General features: G+C 71.4%; 11 protein-coding genes and 1 tRNA gene. 6 read left to right on the top strand and 6 right to left on the bottom strand.

Annotation, left to right across the window (positions count from 1 at the left end):
- Positions 1-65: 65 nt before the first annotated feature.
- Complete coding sequence (locus tag ACFYNL_RS27315; RefSeq protein WP_388807673.1) at positions 66-2,306, bottom strand: N-6 DNA methylase; 2,241 nt, start codon at positions 2,304-2,306, stop codon at positions 66-68.
- 344 nt (positions 2,307-2,650) lie between these two features.
- Here ACFYNL_RS27315 and ACFYNL_RS27320 point away from each other — a divergent pair, with 344 nt between their 5' ends.
- The 3 genes from ACFYNL_RS27320 to ACFYNL_RS27330 all read left to right on the top strand — a co-directional run bounded on the left by ACFYNL_RS27320 (position 2,651) and on the right by ACFYNL_RS27330 (position 8,975).
- A complete protein-coding gene (locus ACFYNL_RS27320) occupies positions 2,651-5,116 on the top strand; it encodes an AAA family ATPase (RefSeq protein ID WP_388807675.1) in 2,466 nt (821 codons plus the stop codon).
- On the top strand, positions 5,116-5,484 hold the full coding sequence (locus ACFYNL_RS27325; protein ID WP_388807677.1) for a hypothetical protein: 369 nt from the start codon (positions 5,116-5,118) through the stop codon (positions 5,482-5,484). Before ACFYNL_RS27320 ends, ACFYNL_RS27325 begins: the two co-directional genes overlap by 1 nt.
- A 101-nt stretch (positions 5,485-5,585) precedes the next feature.
- Complete coding sequence (locus ACFYNL_RS27330) at positions 5,586-8,975, top strand: HelD family protein (RefSeq protein WP_388807678.1); 3,390 nt, start codon at positions 5,586-5,588, stop codon at positions 8,973-8,975.
- Between the two features lie 247 nt (positions 8,976-9,222).
- On the opposite strand, the gene ACFYNL_RS27335 is transcribed toward ACFYNL_RS27330, so the two are convergent.
- Positions 9,223-9,295: transfer RNA gene (locus ACFYNL_RS27335), tRNA-Arg, on the bottom strand.
- Between the two features lie 520 nt (positions 9,296-9,815).
- Entirely contained in the window at positions 9,816-10,286 is a 471-nt protein-coding gene (locus ACFYNL_RS27340) for a MarR family winged helix-turn-helix transcriptional regulator (RefSeq protein ID WP_388807679.1), read from the bottom strand.
- A 35-nt stretch (positions 10,287-10,321) separates the two neighbouring features.
- Here ACFYNL_RS27340 and ACFYNL_RS27345 point away from each other — a divergent pair, with 35 nt between their 5' ends.
- Entirely contained in the window at positions 10,322-11,572 is a 1,251-nt protein-coding gene (locus tag ACFYNL_RS27345) for a multidrug effflux MFS transporter (protein ID WP_388807680.1), read from the top strand.
- A 128-nt stretch (positions 11,573-11,700) separates the two neighbouring features.
- Here the strand turns inward: ACFYNL_RS27345 and ACFYNL_RS27350 are convergent, their stop codons facing one another.
- Entirely contained in the window at positions 11,701-12,039 is a 339-nt protein-coding gene (locus ACFYNL_RS27350) for a thioesterase domain-containing protein (protein ID WP_388807681.1), read from the bottom strand.
- Between the two features lie 96 nt (positions 12,040-12,135).
- Between ACFYNL_RS27350 and ACFYNL_RS27355 the strand changes: the two genes are divergently transcribed.
- A complete protein-coding gene (locus tag ACFYNL_RS27355) occupies positions 12,136-12,798 on the top strand; it encodes an NADPH-dependent FMN reductase (protein WP_388807682.1) in 663 nt (220 codons plus the stop codon).
- A 48-nt stretch (positions 12,799-12,846) separates the two neighbouring features.
- On the opposite strand, the gene ACFYNL_RS27360 is transcribed toward ACFYNL_RS27355, so the two are convergent.
- Both ACFYNL_RS27360 and ACFYNL_RS27365 read right to left on the bottom strand, forming a co-directional pair.
- A complete protein-coding gene (locus ACFYNL_RS27360; protein ID WP_388807684.1) occupies positions 12,847-14,532 on the bottom strand; it encodes an IclR family transcriptional regulator C-terminal domain-containing protein in 1,686 nt (561 codons plus the stop codon).
- A 221-nt stretch (positions 14,533-14,753) separates the two neighbouring features.
- Positions 14,754-16,034 carry a M6 family metalloprotease domain-containing protein gene (locus ACFYNL_RS27365; RefSeq protein WP_388807685.1) on the bottom strand — a complete coding sequence of 427 codons (1,281 nt, stop codon included), beginning with the start codon at positions 16,032-16,034 and terminating at the stop codon, positions 14,754-14,756.
- Between the two features lie 277 nt (positions 16,035-16,311).
- Between ACFYNL_RS27365 and ACFYNL_RS27370 the strand changes: the two genes are divergently transcribed.
- The gene (locus ACFYNL_RS27370) at positions 16,312-16,956 is read left to right on the top strand and encodes a TetR/AcrR family transcriptional regulator (RefSeq protein ID WP_388807687.1); all 645 of its coding nucleotides are present in this window, start codon (positions 16,312-16,314) and stop codon (positions 16,954-16,956) included.
- Positions 16,957-17,041: the final 85 nt, after the last annotated feature.

The raw sequence follows: 17,041 nt of genomic DNA on the forward strand, positions 1-17,041 counted from the left end.
CGCCGTCCGGGCGTGGGACGGCAGGGATCCAGTGTGGTCGTACGCGGTGGGACGCGTGGGGCGTTTCAGACAGAACGGCTGTCCGGGGCGCCCGGTGTATCCGGGGTGCCCGGGGTGTCCGTTGGCAGGAGTACGCCGGCGGTGAGGCCAGTGGTCAGGGTGGCCGCGGTGTCGGCGGCGAGGTCGGCGGTTCGGCGGACGGCCGCGCGCAGCTCGTGCACCCGGCGGAACGCCTCCCCGTAGCGCCGCTGTTCCTCCAGCGGCAGCAGCGGTACGCGCAGGCGGCCCGGTGTGACGTGCACGAGGGTGGAGCCGGTGGACGCGGAGGCGATGTTGTCGTCGGCGCCGAGGAACCCGGCGAGGAACCACGGGTCGAGGCGGGCCGGATCGGGGCGCAGCAGGTGGATGTGCTGACCGAGCAGCGCTCCGGCGTCCCGGTCGTCCGCCACCCGGGTCATCGCGGCCTGGCTGCCGCTGCCCGCGACGGCGCGGACGAGGACGTCCCCGACGGCGACGGGCTGCGCGGCGTCGGCGTGGAGGTCGACGGCCCCGCCGGACGGGGGGTTGCCGGTGGAGACGTCCTGGGCGGTGAGGACCGGCCGGTCTACGGCGGGGGCGGCGGAGCCCTTGGAGCCGCGGGCGCCGGGCGACGCCGCCCGCAGCACGGTCAGGGCGCCGCCGCGCGCCAGGTCGGAGACGGTCGCCGTACGCCACTCGCGGGCCGAGGCTCCGGACGGCTGCCAGCCGTCGGACGCGGAGGCGGATGCCAAGGCGGCGACCTGCTCGGCCAGTTGCTCGCGCAGGTCGTGGACGCGCCGGACCAGGGCCGCCGGGTCGATGTCGGCCGCGGTGGCCCGGACATGGCGGGCCGGGGTGACATCGACGACGTCGTCGAGGAGGTCGACGAGCGGCACCGCGCGGGCGACGCCGGGCTCGTCGGCGTACGTGTCGGGGGCGGTGGTGAACGCGGCCCACTGGCCGAGGACCCGCTCCGACAGCCCCTCCCAGTCGAAGGTGGTGGTGGAGGCCGAAGAGGTGGTGGCGGAGGAGTCGGCGGAAGCGGAAGGGCCGGACCGGCGGGAGCGCGAGCCGCCTCGGGAGGCGGCACCCGCGGTCGCCGTACCGGTGGCGGACGGCGTGCCTGTGGCGCCGTCCCGCTGCTCGCCCTCCCCGTCGACGAACAGCACCGTCGTACGGTCCGTGCCGCCCGGCTCGGGACGCTGGAGCACCCAGATCTGCAGGCCGATGTGGAGCGGATACGCGGCACGCGCCGGGAGGGAGACGACGGCGCGCAGGGCCCCGCCGCGGATGAGTTCCGCGCGGACGCGGCGGCCGGAGGAGCGGAAAGCCAGCGCGGGCGGCAGCAGCATGACCGCGTGGCCGCCGGGCTCCAGGTGAGCGAGGGCGTGCTGCACCCACGCCAGTTCGGATTCGAAGCGGGGCGGGACCCCGTACGCCCACCGCGGGTCGTAGGCCAGCTCGTCGTGCCCCCAGTCGCGGTCGGCGAACGGCGGGTTACACAGGACGGCGTCCACGGTGACGTCGGGGAAGGCGTCGGCGCGCAGGCTGTCGCCCACGCGGATCACCGTCTCGGCCTCGGGTGCGGCGATCAGCAGCCGGACCGCGGTGCGTTGGCCCTGGACGGGGAGGGAGTCCTGCCCGAACAGCTCCCGCGCGCCCTGCCGTGCGGCGGCGGCGAGGAGCGTGCCGCTGCCGCAGGCGGGGTCGAGGACGCGGGACGCGTCGGCGGGCAGGAGCCGTGCCATGAGCCGGGCCAGGCCCTCCGGGGTCTGGTAGACGCCGCTGGCGGCGCCCTCGTCCAGTTCGCGTTCGGCGAGGACGTCGAGGGCGGCCTGGGCCCCCGCCTCACGGACGCAGCCCAGCAGCGCGCGGACCGCGCCCGTGTCGTCCGGGCCGTAGTGGACCGGCTCGGCCTCGGGCACGGTGGCCGGGAGCTCGCCCGCGGCCTTCTCCGCTCGGGCGAGCAGCTGGTCGTCGGGCACGGTGGCGAGTTCGGCCAGCTCCTCCTGCGTGCGGCGGGACGCGGCAGCCACCAGGGGGAAGAGTCGCGCGGCCACCCCCGAGCCGGACCCCAGCAGCCGTAGTGCCGTCCGCAGCTCCTCGGTCGGGGAGGCGGCGGAGGTGTGACCGCGTCCCCGCAGCCATGCCTGGACGGCCGACAGGTCGTAGAGCGGGCTGGCTTCCGTGCCTGCGCTGGGCGCGGGGAAATCGTCGTGGCGGCGGCGCCAGTTGCTGACGGTGGCGCGTGTGACCCCTGCGATGCGGGAGATCTCGGCGGCTGTCACGTGTGCGGAGGGCGCCGGTCGGGCTGGTGGCTGCTGGGGCATGGCGTGGAGTTCCGCACCTCTCGGGCCAGTCGGACAGGGATGGTTAACACGTTACAACAGCCGTCAAGTCCGGCAGGCTGTTTGACAGTGCTTTCATGACTATGCTTATCTGGTCATGCTTCCGATTGGAAGCATGCGCCGTTACTCCGCAATCGCACCTTGAAGCGTCCTGGCGCCGTACCGCGCCACGCATCCGATCTCTCCCGGTCCCTTTTTGCCGCAACGCCGTACCTCGGGGCCGTCCACTCCGCGTCCATTCCGCACCGCAGCCGCCACCCACCGCACACACGGGAGGAACCCGCATGACCGTGACGGAACAGCCCCCGCAGCACGCACACCACCCCACCGACCCCGCCCGTCCGGCCCCGTCCGACCAGCCCGTGCCCGTGGCCGCTCTGGTGGAGGCCCGCCTGGCGGAGGAGACGCTCAGCGAGCCCGTGAAGGTGCTCCTGAAGGAGGCCCTGGGCGACGGCGAGCACTGGGGGAGCTCCCCTGTCGGCCGGATCTACCTCGAATCCGTCGCCGTCGCCCGGTTCCGTGGCATCGGACAGCACGCCTGGCTCAAGCTCAGCCCCAGACCTGGCGTGAACCTGGTCGTGGGTCGCAACGGCTCCGGCAAGTCCAGCATTGCCGAGGCCATCGAGACCGCCTTCACCGGCGTGAACATGCGCTGGCAGGGGCAGCACGCGATGCGCAGCAGCAACTGGCGCAACCTCCACGACACCGACGGCAGGCCGGAGATCGAGGTCAAGCTCGCCGTCGAGGGCGACACCGGCCGCAGCACCCTTACCCGCAGCTGGGAGGGCGACGACTTCGACGCCTCCTGTGCCGAGCTCAAGCGACCCGGGCACGGCCGCACCCCCCTCGACCAGGCGGACTGGAAGCAGGCCCTGCGGGACTTCCGGCCCTTCCTGTCGTACGTCGACCTCGACCGCATGATCAGTGGCAAGCCCTCCGAGATGTACGACGCCATCGCCACCATCCTCGGCCTGGGGCAGCTCAGCGCCGCCGACAGCCGGCTCCGCCAGGAGGCCAAGGCGCTCGAAGACGCGGACAAGGCGGCGAAGGCGGAGCTGCCGGGCCTCAAGGAGGCGCTGTACGAGCTGGAGGACGACGAGCGCGCGGTGCAGGCACTCGTCGCCGTCGACACGGCGGGAACCCCCGACTTCGCGACCGTCGAAGCCCTGGTCGCCGGTCTGCCCACCGACACGGACGACGGCCTGCTCGCCGGGCTGCGCGCCGAGGCCGACGTGCAGGGACCCGAGATGGCGCAGGTCCACGCGGCCCTGGACCGCCTGCGCCATGCCCTCGCCGATGCCGAGGACCTGCGCGGCACCGGCACCGAGGATGCCCTGCGGCGAGCGGAACTCCTCGAACGGGCTGTGGCGCACCACGACCGTCACCCTGACACCGCCGCCTGCCCCGTATGCGGGACCGACGGGATGCTGGACGCGGCATGGGCCACGGACGCCATCGCCCAGATCGCCGCACTGCGGCAGGAGGCGGAGGCCGCAGCGAGCGCGCGCAGCGAACTCCGGTCGGCCGCGCGGGCCGTGCAGGACCTCGTCCACACGCCCCGACAGATCCCCGCCGCCCTGGCCGACCCGTGGCGCGCCTGGACCGCCTGCCGGACGATCAGTGATCCCGGCGAGCTCGCCCAGCGCGCCCACGAGGCCGCCGTGACCCTGGCCGATGCCTGCGCCGCGGTCAAGGAGAACGCCGTCAGGGAACTGGAGAAGCGGGACGAACGCTGGCGCGGGCTCGTCACCCGCCTGGCGGGCTGGGCGGAGAGGGCCCGTGCCGTGGAGGCGAACAAGCCCCGGCTGCGGGACATCAGGAAGGCGAGCACCTGGATCAAGGCGCTGGCCGCCGAGTTGCGGGAACAGCGGATGGAAGGCTTCGCCGACCAGTCGCAGCGCATCTGGGAGCGGCTCCGCCAGGAGAGCAACATCGATCTCAAGGCCGTGAGCCTGAAGGGCAGCGAGAAGGCCACCGTCCGCAAGCTCGTCATGGATGTCACCGTCGACGGCCGGGAGGCATCGGCTCTCGGCGTCATGAGCCAGGGCGAGCAGCACTCCCTCGCGCTGTCTCTGTTCCTGCCCCGGGCCGCCACCGCCGACAGTCCGTTCGGCTTCATCGTCATCGACGACCCCGTGCAGTCCATGGACCCCGCCAAGGTCAACGGACTCGCCCAGGTCCTGCACGAGCTCGGCGAGCACCGGCAGGTCGTGGTGTTCACCCACGACACCCGGCTCCAGCGGGCGTTCACCAGCCAGGGTCTGCCCGTGACGGTGTTCGAGGTCGAGCGGGCCAAGTCGTCCAAGGTGAAGGTCAAGCCTGTGACAGACCCGGTACGGCAGGCACTCGACGACGCGCGGGCCCTCGCCAGTACCAGTGACCTGCCGTCGGCGGCACGGACCCACGTGCTGCCTAGCCTGTGCCGTATCGCCCTGGAGAGCGCCTTCCTCGAAGCCGCCTGGATCCGGCATCACCGCTCCGGCGCGCCCGAGGACGAGCTGCAGGCCGCCGTCGGCAGCGCCGACAAGCTCATGAAGGTCGCGGCGCTGGCCCTGTTCGGCGACGCCGACCGGACCGGCGACGTCTACCGGGAACTGCGCACCCTTTGCGGACCGCGTGCGGTGGACCTCCTCAAGGAGTGCCAGAACGGCTCCCACGCCACGGGAGCGCAGATCACCGACCCCCACCGTTTCGTGGACGACATCGAGATCATGGCGCGGAAGGTGCGCAAGCCGGGGGTGGCCGCGTGATGAGCACTCCCACCACCTCGGTCGAGGAGCTCCTGCTGACGGCGGATCAGCTGCTTGCCGCCCGTACGGCTGCCACGGCCGCCGGCCGGCACCGTGGAGCCTCCCTCGCTCTGCGGACCGCCCTGGAGCTCTCCATCGACCGCGTGCTCGACGCCGCGGTGCCAGGGCTCGCCGACACCACGAGGCGGGCCAAGCTGCTGTGCCTCCACTGCTACACCGCGGCGGAGACCGCCCGCCGCGCCAACGCCGTCTGGTCGCACCTCTGCCTGGGATGCCACTACCACCAGTACGAGATCGGCCCCACGCACGACCAGGTTCGCGCCTGGCGGACGGAGGTCGGCGAGCTGGTCGGGACGTTGGCTATCTGACTGTTTGTTACCAGCAGGTCTCTGATAGCTATTTCGGCGGGGCCGGGCGTAATGCCTGTCGCAGCACCCTCCGGGGTGTTGCAGGGGGAGGGGACATGTACATGGGCACCACCACGCGCGTCGAGATCATCGCCGTCGAGCAGAAGGCGGTGGACCGCGCCTACGACTGCTACGCCGCGCGGTTGGCCGAAATGACAGCGGGCTCGGTCGCCATGGCCTCCGCCGGCGGCAAGGACAGCGTCGCCAACCGGATCACGGCCGAGGAGCGGGCCGCGGCATACGACGGACTCGGCAACGAGTCGCTGGTCATCGGCCGCTTCGACGCACCGGACGAGGACGATCCCGGCAGGGGGCCCAAGACCTGGTACGTCGGCCGACGTGCCGTTTCCGACGTCCTTACCCGCGACACCGTCGTCGTACTGTGGACCAGTCGGCAGGCCCAGAAGTGGTTCGAGGCGCTGCCCGAGGCCCCGGGCGAGGTGCTCCTGCGGCGGCGACTGCGCTGTGTACGGCGTGTCGTCGAGGACTACTTCGACGAGATCACTGCCGCCGCCCCCGTCCCGCAGCCACGGCCGGCGGCAGACGACGCCCAGCGGGAGGCCCAGCACGCGGAACCGGCCACCGTCACGCAGAAGGAGGGAGCACCGAGCCCGCCCGTCCCAACGCCCGCCGACATCGCCCGCCTCCAGCGCCAGAAGCCGCTGCAGCCCGACGACTTCCTCCTCCGCGAGCTTCAGCGCTCTCGCCGCGGCAGCATGCGGGACATCGTCGAGACCATCCGCCGCGACCAGATGGCCCTGGTCACCGGCTCGCCCTCCGACATCCTCGTAATCCAGGGCGGCCCGGGTACCGGCAAGTCGGCGGTCGGCCTGCACCGCGTGACCTGGCTCGTCAACAACGGGCACTTCAAAGCCCAGGACGTCCTCGTCGTCGGCCCCCATCAGCGATTCCTGGAGTACGTGAGCCAGGTGCTGCCCACGCTCGGCACCCGGAACGTCAACGCCGTGCAGGTGACGCGCCTGTGGGACGGCGAGATTCTCGGCACCGACACCCCCACGGCGCGGATGGTGAAGTCCGATGAACGCATGGCGGCCGTCCTGCGGCGGCGCGTCGAGATCGAGTGCCGTCCCGAGGCCGTCGACGAGTTCACCGCCACTGCCTCCTACGAGGGGGCCAAGCCGGAGTTCACCGTCACCGTGGGCAGCACGACCCTGCGGGTTCCGTGCTCCGAAGTGATCGCCCTTCTTGAGGACGTGCGCCAAGGCGACGGCTCCTACCGTGAGCGCCGCGACCGCTTCCGCGGCCTGCTCGTCGACCGCCTGCTGCGGGAACTCGCCGCCGTCGCCCCTCGCCGCAGCCGCGACGACACGATCCGCCGCGGCCTGGAACGCAACCGTCAGGTCGAGCGCCTCATCGAACGTGTCTGGCCTTCGCCCGGCGCCAGGGAAGCCCTCCGCACCCTCTACGACTCCGAAGACCTCCTGCGCACCTGCGCCGAGGGCATTCTCGACGCCTCAGAGCAGGCCGCTCTGCGCCGTCCTCGGGCCGACACGGCCGACGCCGATCCCTGGACGCTCGACGACCAGGTCTGCCTCGAAGAACTGCGGTATCTCATCACCGGGGAGACCCCGCAGCGGTACGGGCACATCGTGGTCGACGAGGCACAGGACCTGACACCCATGCAGGCCCGCTCCCTGCGCAGGCGCTCCGCCGCGCAGGGATCCATGACCATCCTCGGCGACCTCGCCCAGGCCACCGGCCCCCACACCCACACCGACTGGGACCGCCTCGGCACCCTCCTGTCCGACCACGGCGACTGGCGCGTGGCCGAGCTGACCACCAGCTACCGCGTGCCCGCCGAAATCATGGAGTTCGTCGCCCCCCTGGCCCGTACCGTCGCCCCCACACTGCCGTACCCGCAGGCCGTGCGCGCGGCGGGTCAGGACGCCGTACGGACGATGGTGACCGAGCCGTGGAAACTCCTCGACGACACCGTGGCCCAAGCCACCCGCCTCATCGGCACCAGCGACGGACACAGGCTGCGCTCCGTAGCTGTCATCGTCCCCGACGACTCCGGCTGGCTCGACGAGATCAGCCGCCAGCTGGACCTGGCCGAGGGCATCACCGAGCAGGGACGCGAGGCGGTGTCCGTGCTGGCTGCCGCCCAGGCCAAGGGCATGGAGTACGACCACGTCCTCGTCGTCGAACCCGCCACCATCGCCGACCGAGGCCCGGCAGGACTGCGCCAGCTGTACGTCGCGCTCACCCGCAGCACCCAGAGCTTGACCGTCCTGCACACGCCCCCGCTCCCGGAGGCCCTCACGAACACCGACGGCAGCAGTACCGAACCAGCACCCACCGAAGGCGAACCAGGCATGGCAGACGCTGACGTCCCCGACATCGGTACGGACGTCCGAGTCCGCGTGACCGGCCGGGCACCCGGTGGCCGGTACAAGGTCAAGGCCCTGTCGCCCGCAATCGACGTCCCTCTGGTCCTGACCGTCCGCCACGGCTCGGTGCCCCCGCGTCCCGGCGCGGTACTGGACTGCTGGGTGTTCGCTCACGAGACGAACCAGTGCTTGCTCACCGCGGACCAGCGTGGCCGCCAGCCCATCTCGCCGAGAATGGCGGAACGCTACCTGGCGGCGCTCAGCGTTCTCGACGAACTGACCAACGGTGACGGAACCGTTCCGGAGAACACCCGTGATCGTCTGTCCGAGCTCAAGAGCATGGCCAACCGCGTCCTCCGCCGTGACCAGGCGGACTGGGTGGACGTGCGCCGCGTGCTCGGTTCCCCGGACAAGCACCGCCTCAGCCTCCTGCGCGACCTCGCGGCACACACCAACCGCATGCTCAAGGACGGCGACCTGGACCTGAACCACCTCCAGACGGACCTGGCGCGTGCTGGCTGGGGCCAAGCCCTGCACGAAGCCCGGGAGGCCCTCCAGCGCCGGTTCGCCACGGGCGAACCCGAAACCGACGACGCACCCTCCACCGCTGAACAGCAGTCCGAGCAGAAGGAATCCGAGCCCGTGACACCCGCCGAAGACCTGCCCGCCACGCCCGCGCCAGCGCAGGGGCTTCTGCACTCGCTGGAGAGCGCGGCGACCGCCGACCGCACGTGCAGAAAGCACGAGGCGGTACGGCATGCTCTCAAGGCCGCCCTGCTCTGGGAGGACCTGCAGCCGACCGACTCCCCGGTCGTCGACGTCAGCCGGATCGCGGACGACGGCCACTTCCTCTACGAGGTCCTCGGTACCGGCCGCTCCACCTACGCCGACCTCCGCGCGGGAGCCACCCGCCTCCTGGAGATCAACCACACCCTGCCCGCTCCTGCCGACCGCCTCTACCTGGTGCTCTCCGAACCGCCCGCCGAGGACTGGTCGGCCGACACCGTGTTCGGTGTCTTCGGGGTTCAGGTCCTGTGGCGTACCCCCGACAGTTGGGGCGGCCACGACGCGGAAACCGCCCTGGGTTCCGGAGGGGCGTAATCACTTTCGACAGAAGCGCGATTCTTCCGTGCCGGTCGTGAGCTCCTTGGGCGCCCGAAGCGGAGCCAGAGCCCGAAGGCCCGGAGAAGACCGGGCCGGAGCCTGTGCCGGATGATGCTTATCCGCTGGAGAGACTTCGGGGGATCAACTCTCCGTCCGCTCACGCAAACGGCCCCGGACGAGGAGTCCGAGGCCGACTAAAACCCCTCCCGGGGGAGAAATCCCAGGTCAGAGTGGTAATGCATTGTGCCCCCGGCAGGATTCGAACCTGCGACACCCGCTTTAGGAGAGCGGTGCTCTATCCCCTGAGCTACGAAGGCGGGGCCTTGCGTGAAACATGGATGAACACTCTGAGTGACTATTCACCGCGGTCTCGGCAAGGGTGGACCGCCACCGAGGTGGCGGTCCCTGACAGGGTAGCGGATCGGGGTGGGGTGGTGGGCTGAGGTGATGCCTCAGCCCACCCATGATCGGCAGGGATTGTCGGCGCCGTTGCTGAGGGCGGTCCATAGAGAGCGGTCGAACAGACCCGCGCCCAGTCGCTGTTCATACGCACCGCGAGCGCGGCGCACCAGTTGCACGACGGGGGCTCGCGAACCGTCTGCCGGGCAAGCGGGCGGATCTGATCGTCCTCGACCGGGGCATCGCCAAAGTGCCCGTGAAGGACATCCGCGCCACCAAGGTTCAGTACACCCTGATCTCCGGACGAGTGGTCCACGACGCGGACTCCCCGACGGGACGGGCCCGAGCCGAAGCGGCGCAGCGCATCCGCGCGCAGGGCGCCGGCCGGACATCGGGCCCAGGCCGGTCCCGCTCGACGACCCGATGGGTCTCGTGCGGTCATGGACCGCCTTGGTCGTCGGCGGTGAGCCGCTGTTCCAGGTGGCTGAGCAGGTGGGTGCATTTCCGGACCGTGTCGAGGTCGTCGCCCAGGATGGCGGCGAGCTCCTGTGCCCAGGCGGCGCGCAGCACCCGGAGGTTGGCCGCCGCGCGCTCGGTCGGGCGTACGGCGATGCCGCGGCCGTTGGTGGCGGCGCGGGAGACCATCCCCTTGCCCTCGAGGCTGCGCAGCGCCGTGCTGACGTTGGTGCGCTGCAGCCGGGTACGGCGGGCGATCTCGCTCGGCGCGGCCCCGGGGTACAGGTCGACGACCCGCATCACCTGCCGCTCGGTTTCGGTCAGCGTCACCACCTGCGGGCCTTCCGGAGTCCGGGCACGCACCAGCCGGCCGACGTTGAGGATCAGGTCGGCTAGGTCGGCGAGCGGGCCACCGGCGTCCGCGCCGACGGTGTCTTCTGTGTCGCGGGGCATGGCGCCACCCTACTTAATTATGCCAACATAATTATATGTCCATAACTCATGGTGATGCGCAAGATCGGCAGACGGCCGCCACGGCGGAGAGCACCGACGTCCCGAAGCCGGTGAACCGGGGGCGCAGGGCGCGGCTGGCCCTGCTGCTCGGCTCGCTGAGCGCCTTCGGTGCGCTCACGATCGACATGTACCTACCCGCCATGCCGAGCATGGCTCACCAGCTGCACACCAGCGCGCCGCTGGTTCAGACGACCCTCACGGCGTTCGTCGTCGGCCTGGCCTTCTTCCAGATAGTCGTCGGTCCACTGTCGGACGCGTGGGGCCGGCGCCGCCCGCTGCTGGCCGGCATGGCGCTGTACCTGGCGGGGTCGCTGTGGTGCGCGCTGGCGCCCACCGTCGGCTACCTGATCGCCGGCCGGATACTGCAGTCGCTGGGTGCGGCCGCGGGCACGGTCCTGGCGCGGGCCATCGTGCGGGACCTGTTCTCCGGCACCGCCATGACCCGGTTCTTCTCCACCCTCATGGTCGTCAACGGCGTCGCCCCGGTCGTGGCGCCCGTCATCGGCGGCCAACTGCTGACGCTCACCACCTGGCGCGCGGTGTTCCTGGTGCTCGCCGCCGTCGGCGCCGTCCTGCTGCTTGCGGTCGTCTTCGCGCTGCCCGAGTCGCTGCCGGACGCCAAGCGGGCGCCGGCCCACCTGCGCGCGACGCTGCGGACCTTCCGGACGCTGGTCACCGACCTCCAGTACCTGCGGTACGTGCTGGCCGCGGCCCTGATGTTCGCCGCGGTGTTCGCTTACATCTCCGGATCGTCGTTCGTCCTGCAAGACGCCTACGGGCTCACGGCCCAGCAGTTCAGCCTCGTCTTCGGCCTCAACGGTCTGGGCATCGTGCTGCTCGGGCAGGTCAACGGCCGGCTCGTCGGCCGCGCCGCCGACGAGCACACCCTGCTGCGCGTCAGTCTGACCGTGGCGACCCTCGGCTCCGTCGGCGTCCTGACCTGCGCCGTGCTTGGCCTCCCGCTACCGCTGCTGCTGACCTGCCTTTTCCTGGTGGTGTCCATGCTCGGCATCGTGCTGGCCAACGCCACATCCCTGGCGCTGAGCGGCCACGGCTCCGCCGCCGGAGCCGCCTCCTCCCTGCAAGGGCTACTGCAATTCCTTTTCGGCGGCCTCGCCGCCTCCGCCATGAGCCTGCCCGGCCAGGTCACCGCAGTCGCCATGGGCACCACCATGGCCATCTGCGCCGCAGCCGCGCTGGTCGTTCTCAATGCCCGCCGTACGTGAAACACATGCTCATTTCCCCCTCGTCTGCTCTCGTCTCCTGGTCTCCGTAATAGGCGATGGCCGGCGTATCCAGCAGCTCCGGGTCGCGGAGGACCTGTGCATTGGTGCCCCCAACGATTCAATGCGTTTCAGTAGTTCGGCGTCTGTGGCTTCAGGGAAGGCGCGGTGGGGCGCCTGGCCCGGTCCTGATCGGGAGGAGAGGAACAAGTCAGCCAGAGTAGGGCGGGTTGCTCTCGCCGGTGCATTGCCGTCTCGTAGGCGATGGATGCCCCCATGCTGTGGCCGAAGTGGGCGGGTGGGGCATCAATGAATTGCTGGCATGCCTGTGCTGTGGAATACGCCAGCTCTTCCAAGGAGTCGGGCAGTGAGTCGGACGATCGGTCTTCTTGCCCGGGTCGGAGTGGCCGAGGGTCACTCCACCGTTCCTGAACCCCTGCGAAGTTCGGTCGGGTCGTGCTTGACCTCAAGTTCGCTTGAGATTTTACGTTCCTTGTGTGGCCCCCGCCGGGGGCGCAGCGCGATCAGAGGCGCGTACCTCACGACTCACGAATCGAGGCACACCCATGTCTTCGGCCCCGCACAGCCCGGTGATCCCCGCAGCCACCGACCCTGCCCTCCAGAGGCACCAGCCGACGCCCCCGCTGAAGATCGGCGTGCTCATCGGCAGCGTTCGCCCCGGCCGCTTCGCCGACAAGGTGGCCCGTTGGTTTCTGACGGAGATCGAGCAGCGCGACGACATGGAGACGCATGTCATCGATCTGTCCGAGCCCGCGCTCGCCGACGAGCTCAAGCTCACCCTTGAGCGGTCCACCGATCCGGACTCCACCCCGGACGCCCCTCCGACCCTGGCCGAGCGCATCGGCGGGCTCGACGGGTTCGTCGTGGTGACGCCCGAGTACAACCACGGGTACCCGGCCGCCCTGAAGCTGGCCATCGACTACGTCTACCGGGAGTGGCGGGCCAAGCCCGTGGGCTTCGTCTCCTACGGCGGTATGGCCGGGGGACAGCGGGCCGTGGAGCAGCTGCGGCAGGTCTTCGCCGAGCTGCACGCCGTCACCCTGCGGGACACGGTCAGTTTCCACATGGCCTGGGAGCGGTTCGACGACGAGGGCCGCCCCCACGACCAGGACGGCACCGCCAAGGCCGCCGCCGTGCTGCTGGACCAGCTCGCCTGGTGGGGGCTGACCCTGCGCGAGGGGCGTGCCGTCCGGCCGTACGACGGGTGAGAGAGCAGCGGGCAGGGTCCCGGGCCGCTTCCTGGGCGGCCGCCCGTCTCAGGACATCGCCACGCCCGCGAACCGCCCCGCCACCCCCAGGTCCCCCTCCACCCGGCTCGCCGTCTCCATCAGGTCCGGGAGCACGTCCCGAACGCACTCCTGCACCGAGCGTCGAGCCGCATGCATCGCCACGTTCACCGCGGCGACCGCCCGGCCGGTCCGGTCGCGCACCGGGACCGCCACCGACCGCAGGCCCTCCTCCAACTCCTCGTCGACCAGGGCGTACCCGCGCGCTCGAACGTCCTCCAGCTCGGCCGTCAGGGTCGCGGGGTCCGTGATCGTACGAGGGGTGAGCGGGCGCAGATCCGCAGGACCGGGCCACCGCCCTGCCGTCGTGGCCCGGTCCGGTACGTCCGCCAGCAGCACCCGGCCCGACGACGTCGCGTAGGCCGGCAGCCGCGTGCCCACCGCGACATTGACGCTCATCACACGGCCGGTGGCGGCCCGGGCCAAGTACTGGATCTCCTCGCCCGACTCGGTCAGCACCGCCAGTGACGCCGACTCGTGGACCCGGTCGGCGAGTTCGGCCAGGTGGGGGGCGGCGATCTCGGCGAGGGACGTACGGGACAGGGGCGGGAAGCCCAGGGACAGCACGCGCGGCGTCAGCACGAAACCGCGGCTGCCCGAAGGGCGGACCAGGCCGAGATGCTCGTACGTGATGAGCGCCCTGCGCGCGGTCGCCCGCGACAGCCCCGTCGCCCGTGCCACGTCCGTGAGCGTCAGCTCGGCCCGTCCCTCCCCGAAGGCGGTCAGTACGGTCAGCCCGCGCGCCAGCGACTCGACGAACTCCCGGCCCAACTCCTGCTTGGAGGCCCCCGTCCAGATCGCCAGGCCCTCGGGAGCCGTCCCGGACTGCGGCCGCGGCGCGTCGCGCAGTTCGCGTTCCATCTCCGCGACCGCCGCGCGCAGTCGGGGCAGGAGTGTGTCGCGCAGGTCGTCGGCCGTATGGCGGCTCGTGTGGCTCACCACGCTCGCCACGCAGGCGACTCGTCCGTTCGCGCGTGGCTCCCGCACGGGTACGGACACGGCGACCAGGCCGGGCTCGATCAGCTGGTCGTCCAGCGCCCAGCCGTCCCGGCGGGCCCGCGCCGCCCGGCGTTCGAAGTCGGCGTCGGGCGCCGCGTGCTCGCGGGGCGGTACGGCGGGGAAGCCCCGGTCCTGCGGGTCCGTCGCCCGGCGCTCGCGCCAGGCCTGCCACTGCGCGTCCGTCCACTGCGTCGCGAACAGCGGGCCCGGTGCGGTGCGTTCGGCCGGGAGCAGGTCGCCGATGCGGAAGCTGAGGGACATCGCCCGGCGGCGGGTCGCCTGGTGGATGAAGCGGATGCCGTCCAGGTCACCGACCGCCAGCGACACCGACTCGTCCAACTCGTCGGCGAGGGCGTCCGCGTGGGAGGAGAGAAGGGCGGGCAGGCGGAGGGCGGCCAGGTAGGCGTTGCCCAGTTCCATCACGCGGGGTGCGAGCAGCACGTCGCGGCCGTCGAGGCGGACGTACCCCATGCGGGCGAGCGTGGAGGTGATCCGGTCCACCGTGGAGCGCGCCAGGCCGGTGGCCCGCTCCAACCCGCTCGCGCTCAGCGTCCCGCCGGCCTCCGTCAGCCGCCACAGCACCGCGACGCCCCGGATCAACGGCGTCACCGCCTCCGCCGGCACAGCACGGTCGTCCAGGGTCGTCTTCGCGGGCATCGGCTCTCCGTACGGCGTCGCAGCAGCCCTAACGGTAATCCCGCCCCGCGCGCGCGTACGCCTACGTCGCCCCGCGCGCGCGTACGCCTACGTCACCGTCCCGCGCGCGCGTACGCCTACGTCATCGTCTCGCGCGCGTAAGCCTCCGCATGGTTCCCGAACGCCCACCCCTGCATCCCAGCCGCTTACGTCCCACCCGCTCACCCCGAGGCCCCCTCCCGCTACCCCCTCGTGACCCGCACCCGGTACACCCCCGCCAGATCCACCGCCACCACCTCCACCCGCACCCCCCGCTTCGTGTCCCGGAACTCCTCGCCCGGTGCGAAGGTCGCGTCGGACAGTTCGGCGTGGACGTTCGGGCTGCGGGTGCAGCCCCCGCTGTCCTGCCGGGAGTCGTGGACCAGTACCGGGCCCATCCCGGTGTCCACCTCCGCGTCGACCTTGTAGACCAGGACGCCGGGGCGGCACACCGCCTCGTCGTTGCCTTCCTTGGTGCGCACCTCGACGGCGTAGCCGCTGCGGTGGTCCAGGGGGATGAAGACCAGCTTCGGGCCGCCCTCGCGGGCCAGCGGAGTCAGGGCGTGCTCGGTCGTCCCGGAGGTGGCCGCGCAGCGTATCTGGGATGTGTCCAGCCAGCCCAGCTTCCACTTGTGCCAGCCGAGCAGGTCGTTGTTGGCCCCCCAGTCCTCGCTCATGATGTCCCAGTGGCCGACCGCGCCCCCGCCCTCCGCGGTGTAGAGGTCGGGCAGGCCGAAGACATGGCCGTTCTCGTGGGGGAGGACCCGGTAGCCGGTGCGGCGGTAGGAGCCGGAGCCGTCGTCCTGGCGGGAGTAGACGAAGGACGCGTTGGCGACGGAGACACCGTCGGCCACCGGTGCCTCGGTGTTGCCCGCGAACGACACCGACAGGACCGTGTCCAGGGCGGAGGGGCCGGCGTTCGGCGTGACCAGCACGTTCAGGAAGTCGTACGAGCGGAAGTCCACCCTTGGATCGGCCGCGGCCACGATGTCCTGGACCAGCTGCCGGTATCCGGGTTCGAAGGGCGCGCCGCGCTCTATGCCGTACGCCCTGAAGGACTTCGGCATGCGCAGCCAGTCGCGGATCGGGGTCTTCGGGCGGTAGTCGAGGCGGCCGTAGGAGCTGGTGCGGAACCACTTCTGGGTCTGCGGGAAGAACTCCGCGAAACGGTCGAGCGCGGGGCCCGGGCCGGGCGCGTCGGGGAAGTCGATCATCAGGGTCAGGGCGTGGACCGTGCCCGTGGAGCGGGAGTAACCGCGTGCCGTCGGTACCCCCTCGGACATCTGGACCGTCGGCCGTCCGGCGATCATGCAGGGGCCGAGGGGAGAGGAGCGGGCCGGTGCTATCGGTCCGCCTCCGGCCGCCGTCGGGAGGCCCGCCGTGTGGCCGCCGGTGCCTGCCGAGGTGCTGACCGCCAGGGTCAGGGCGGTCACGGAGGCGAGGGCGGCCCCACGGCGGGGGCGTATCCGACGGCGTGGCTGCATGCAGGGGCCCTTCCGTCCATGGCAGCCGCCTGACCGCGCGCTGCACCCTCTCGATCACCCTGTGTCGAGGGATGCGCGGGCGCGCGCTGGAAGAGACCGAACGTGGGTTCTCACGCGAGAGATCGTGACCCGGGTCACAAGAAATCTCTGGCGTGGCGGGAAATAAGCGGGGATCCCTTCCCCGTTTAGTCAGGTGTCCGAGCGAAACGGGGGAACTTTCCCCGGATCGCCCTCACCGGGAGCCTGACCGCTCCCACCTGGAACTCAGGAGTACGCCGTGCAGACCGCACACCCCGTACCGCGCAAGGCGACCCGGCCGCGCGCCGACGCACTGCGCAACCGGGAGCGGATCGTCACCGCCGCCCGGGAGTTGTTCGTCGAGTTCGGCCCCGACGTGCCGCTGGACGACATCGCCCGCCGGGCCGGCGTCGGCAACGCCACGGTGTACCGCAACTTCCCCGACCGGGACGCGCTGGTCCGCGAGGTCGTCTGCTCCGTCATGAACCGTACGGTGGCGGCGGCCGAACTCGCGCTCGCCGAGACCGGGGACGCCTTCGAGGCTCTGGAGCGGTTCGTGCACACCGCGGCCGACGAGCGGATCAGCGCGCTGTGCCCGATGGTCGAGAGCACGTTCGACCAGCATCACCCGGATCTGGTGGCCGCACGTGAGCGGGTCGAGCAGCTCGTCGGGGGGATCATGGGCCGCGCCAAGGCGGCCGGCCAGCTCCGCCCCGACGTGGACGTCGGCGACCTGCTGCTCGCCGCCGCCCAGCTCAGCCGGCCCCCGGCCGGAACCGGGTGCCACATCGCCGACCGCTATGTCCACCGCCATCTCCAGCTGTTCCTGGACGGACTGCGGGCCCCGGCCCGTTCGGTCCTTCCGGGCACGCCGATGACCATGGAGGACCTGCGCCAGGCCTGACCGATCAATTCAGGGCACCACAGCAGTCACCACAGCAGTCACCGCGGCAGTCACCACAGCAGTCACCACAACAGTCACCGCGGCA

This window comes from Streptomyces sp. NPDC007808, assembly GCF_042868655.1.
Taxonomy (GTDB): Bacteria; Actinomycetota; Actinomycetes; order Streptomycetales; family Streptomycetaceae; genus Streptomyces.

Coding starts and splice junctions, on each gene's coding strand:
- ACFYNL_RS27320 (WP_388807675.1), top strand. CDS start 2,651: ATGACCGTGACGGAACAGCCCCCGCAGCACGCACACCACCCCACCGAC.
- ACFYNL_RS27325 (WP_388807677.1), top strand. CDS start 5,116: ATGAGCACTCCCACCACCTCGGTCGAGGAGCTCCTGCTGACGGCGGAT.
- ACFYNL_RS27330 (WP_388807678.1), top strand. CDS start 5,586: ATGGGCACCACCACGCGCGTCGAGATCATCGCCGTCGAGCAGAAGGCG.
- ACFYNL_RS27340 (WP_388807679.1), bottom strand. CDS start 10,286: ATGCCCCGCGACACAGAAGACACCGTCGGCGCGGACGCCGGTGGCCCG.
- ACFYNL_RS27345 (WP_388807680.1), top strand. CDS start 10,322: ATGTCCATAACTCATGGTGATGCGCAAGATCGGCAGACGGCCGCCACG.
- ACFYNL_RS27355 (WP_388807682.1), top strand. CDS start 12,136: ATGTCTTCGGCCCCGCACAGCCCGGTGATCCCCGCAGCCACCGACCCT.
- ACFYNL_RS27360 (WP_388807684.1), bottom strand. CDS start 14,532: ATGCCCGCGAAGACGACCCTGGACGACCGTGCTGTGCCGGCGGAGGCG.
- ACFYNL_RS27365 (WP_388807685.1), bottom strand. CDS start 16,034: ATGCAGCCACGCCGTCGGATACGCCCCCGCCGTGGGGCCGCCCTCGCC.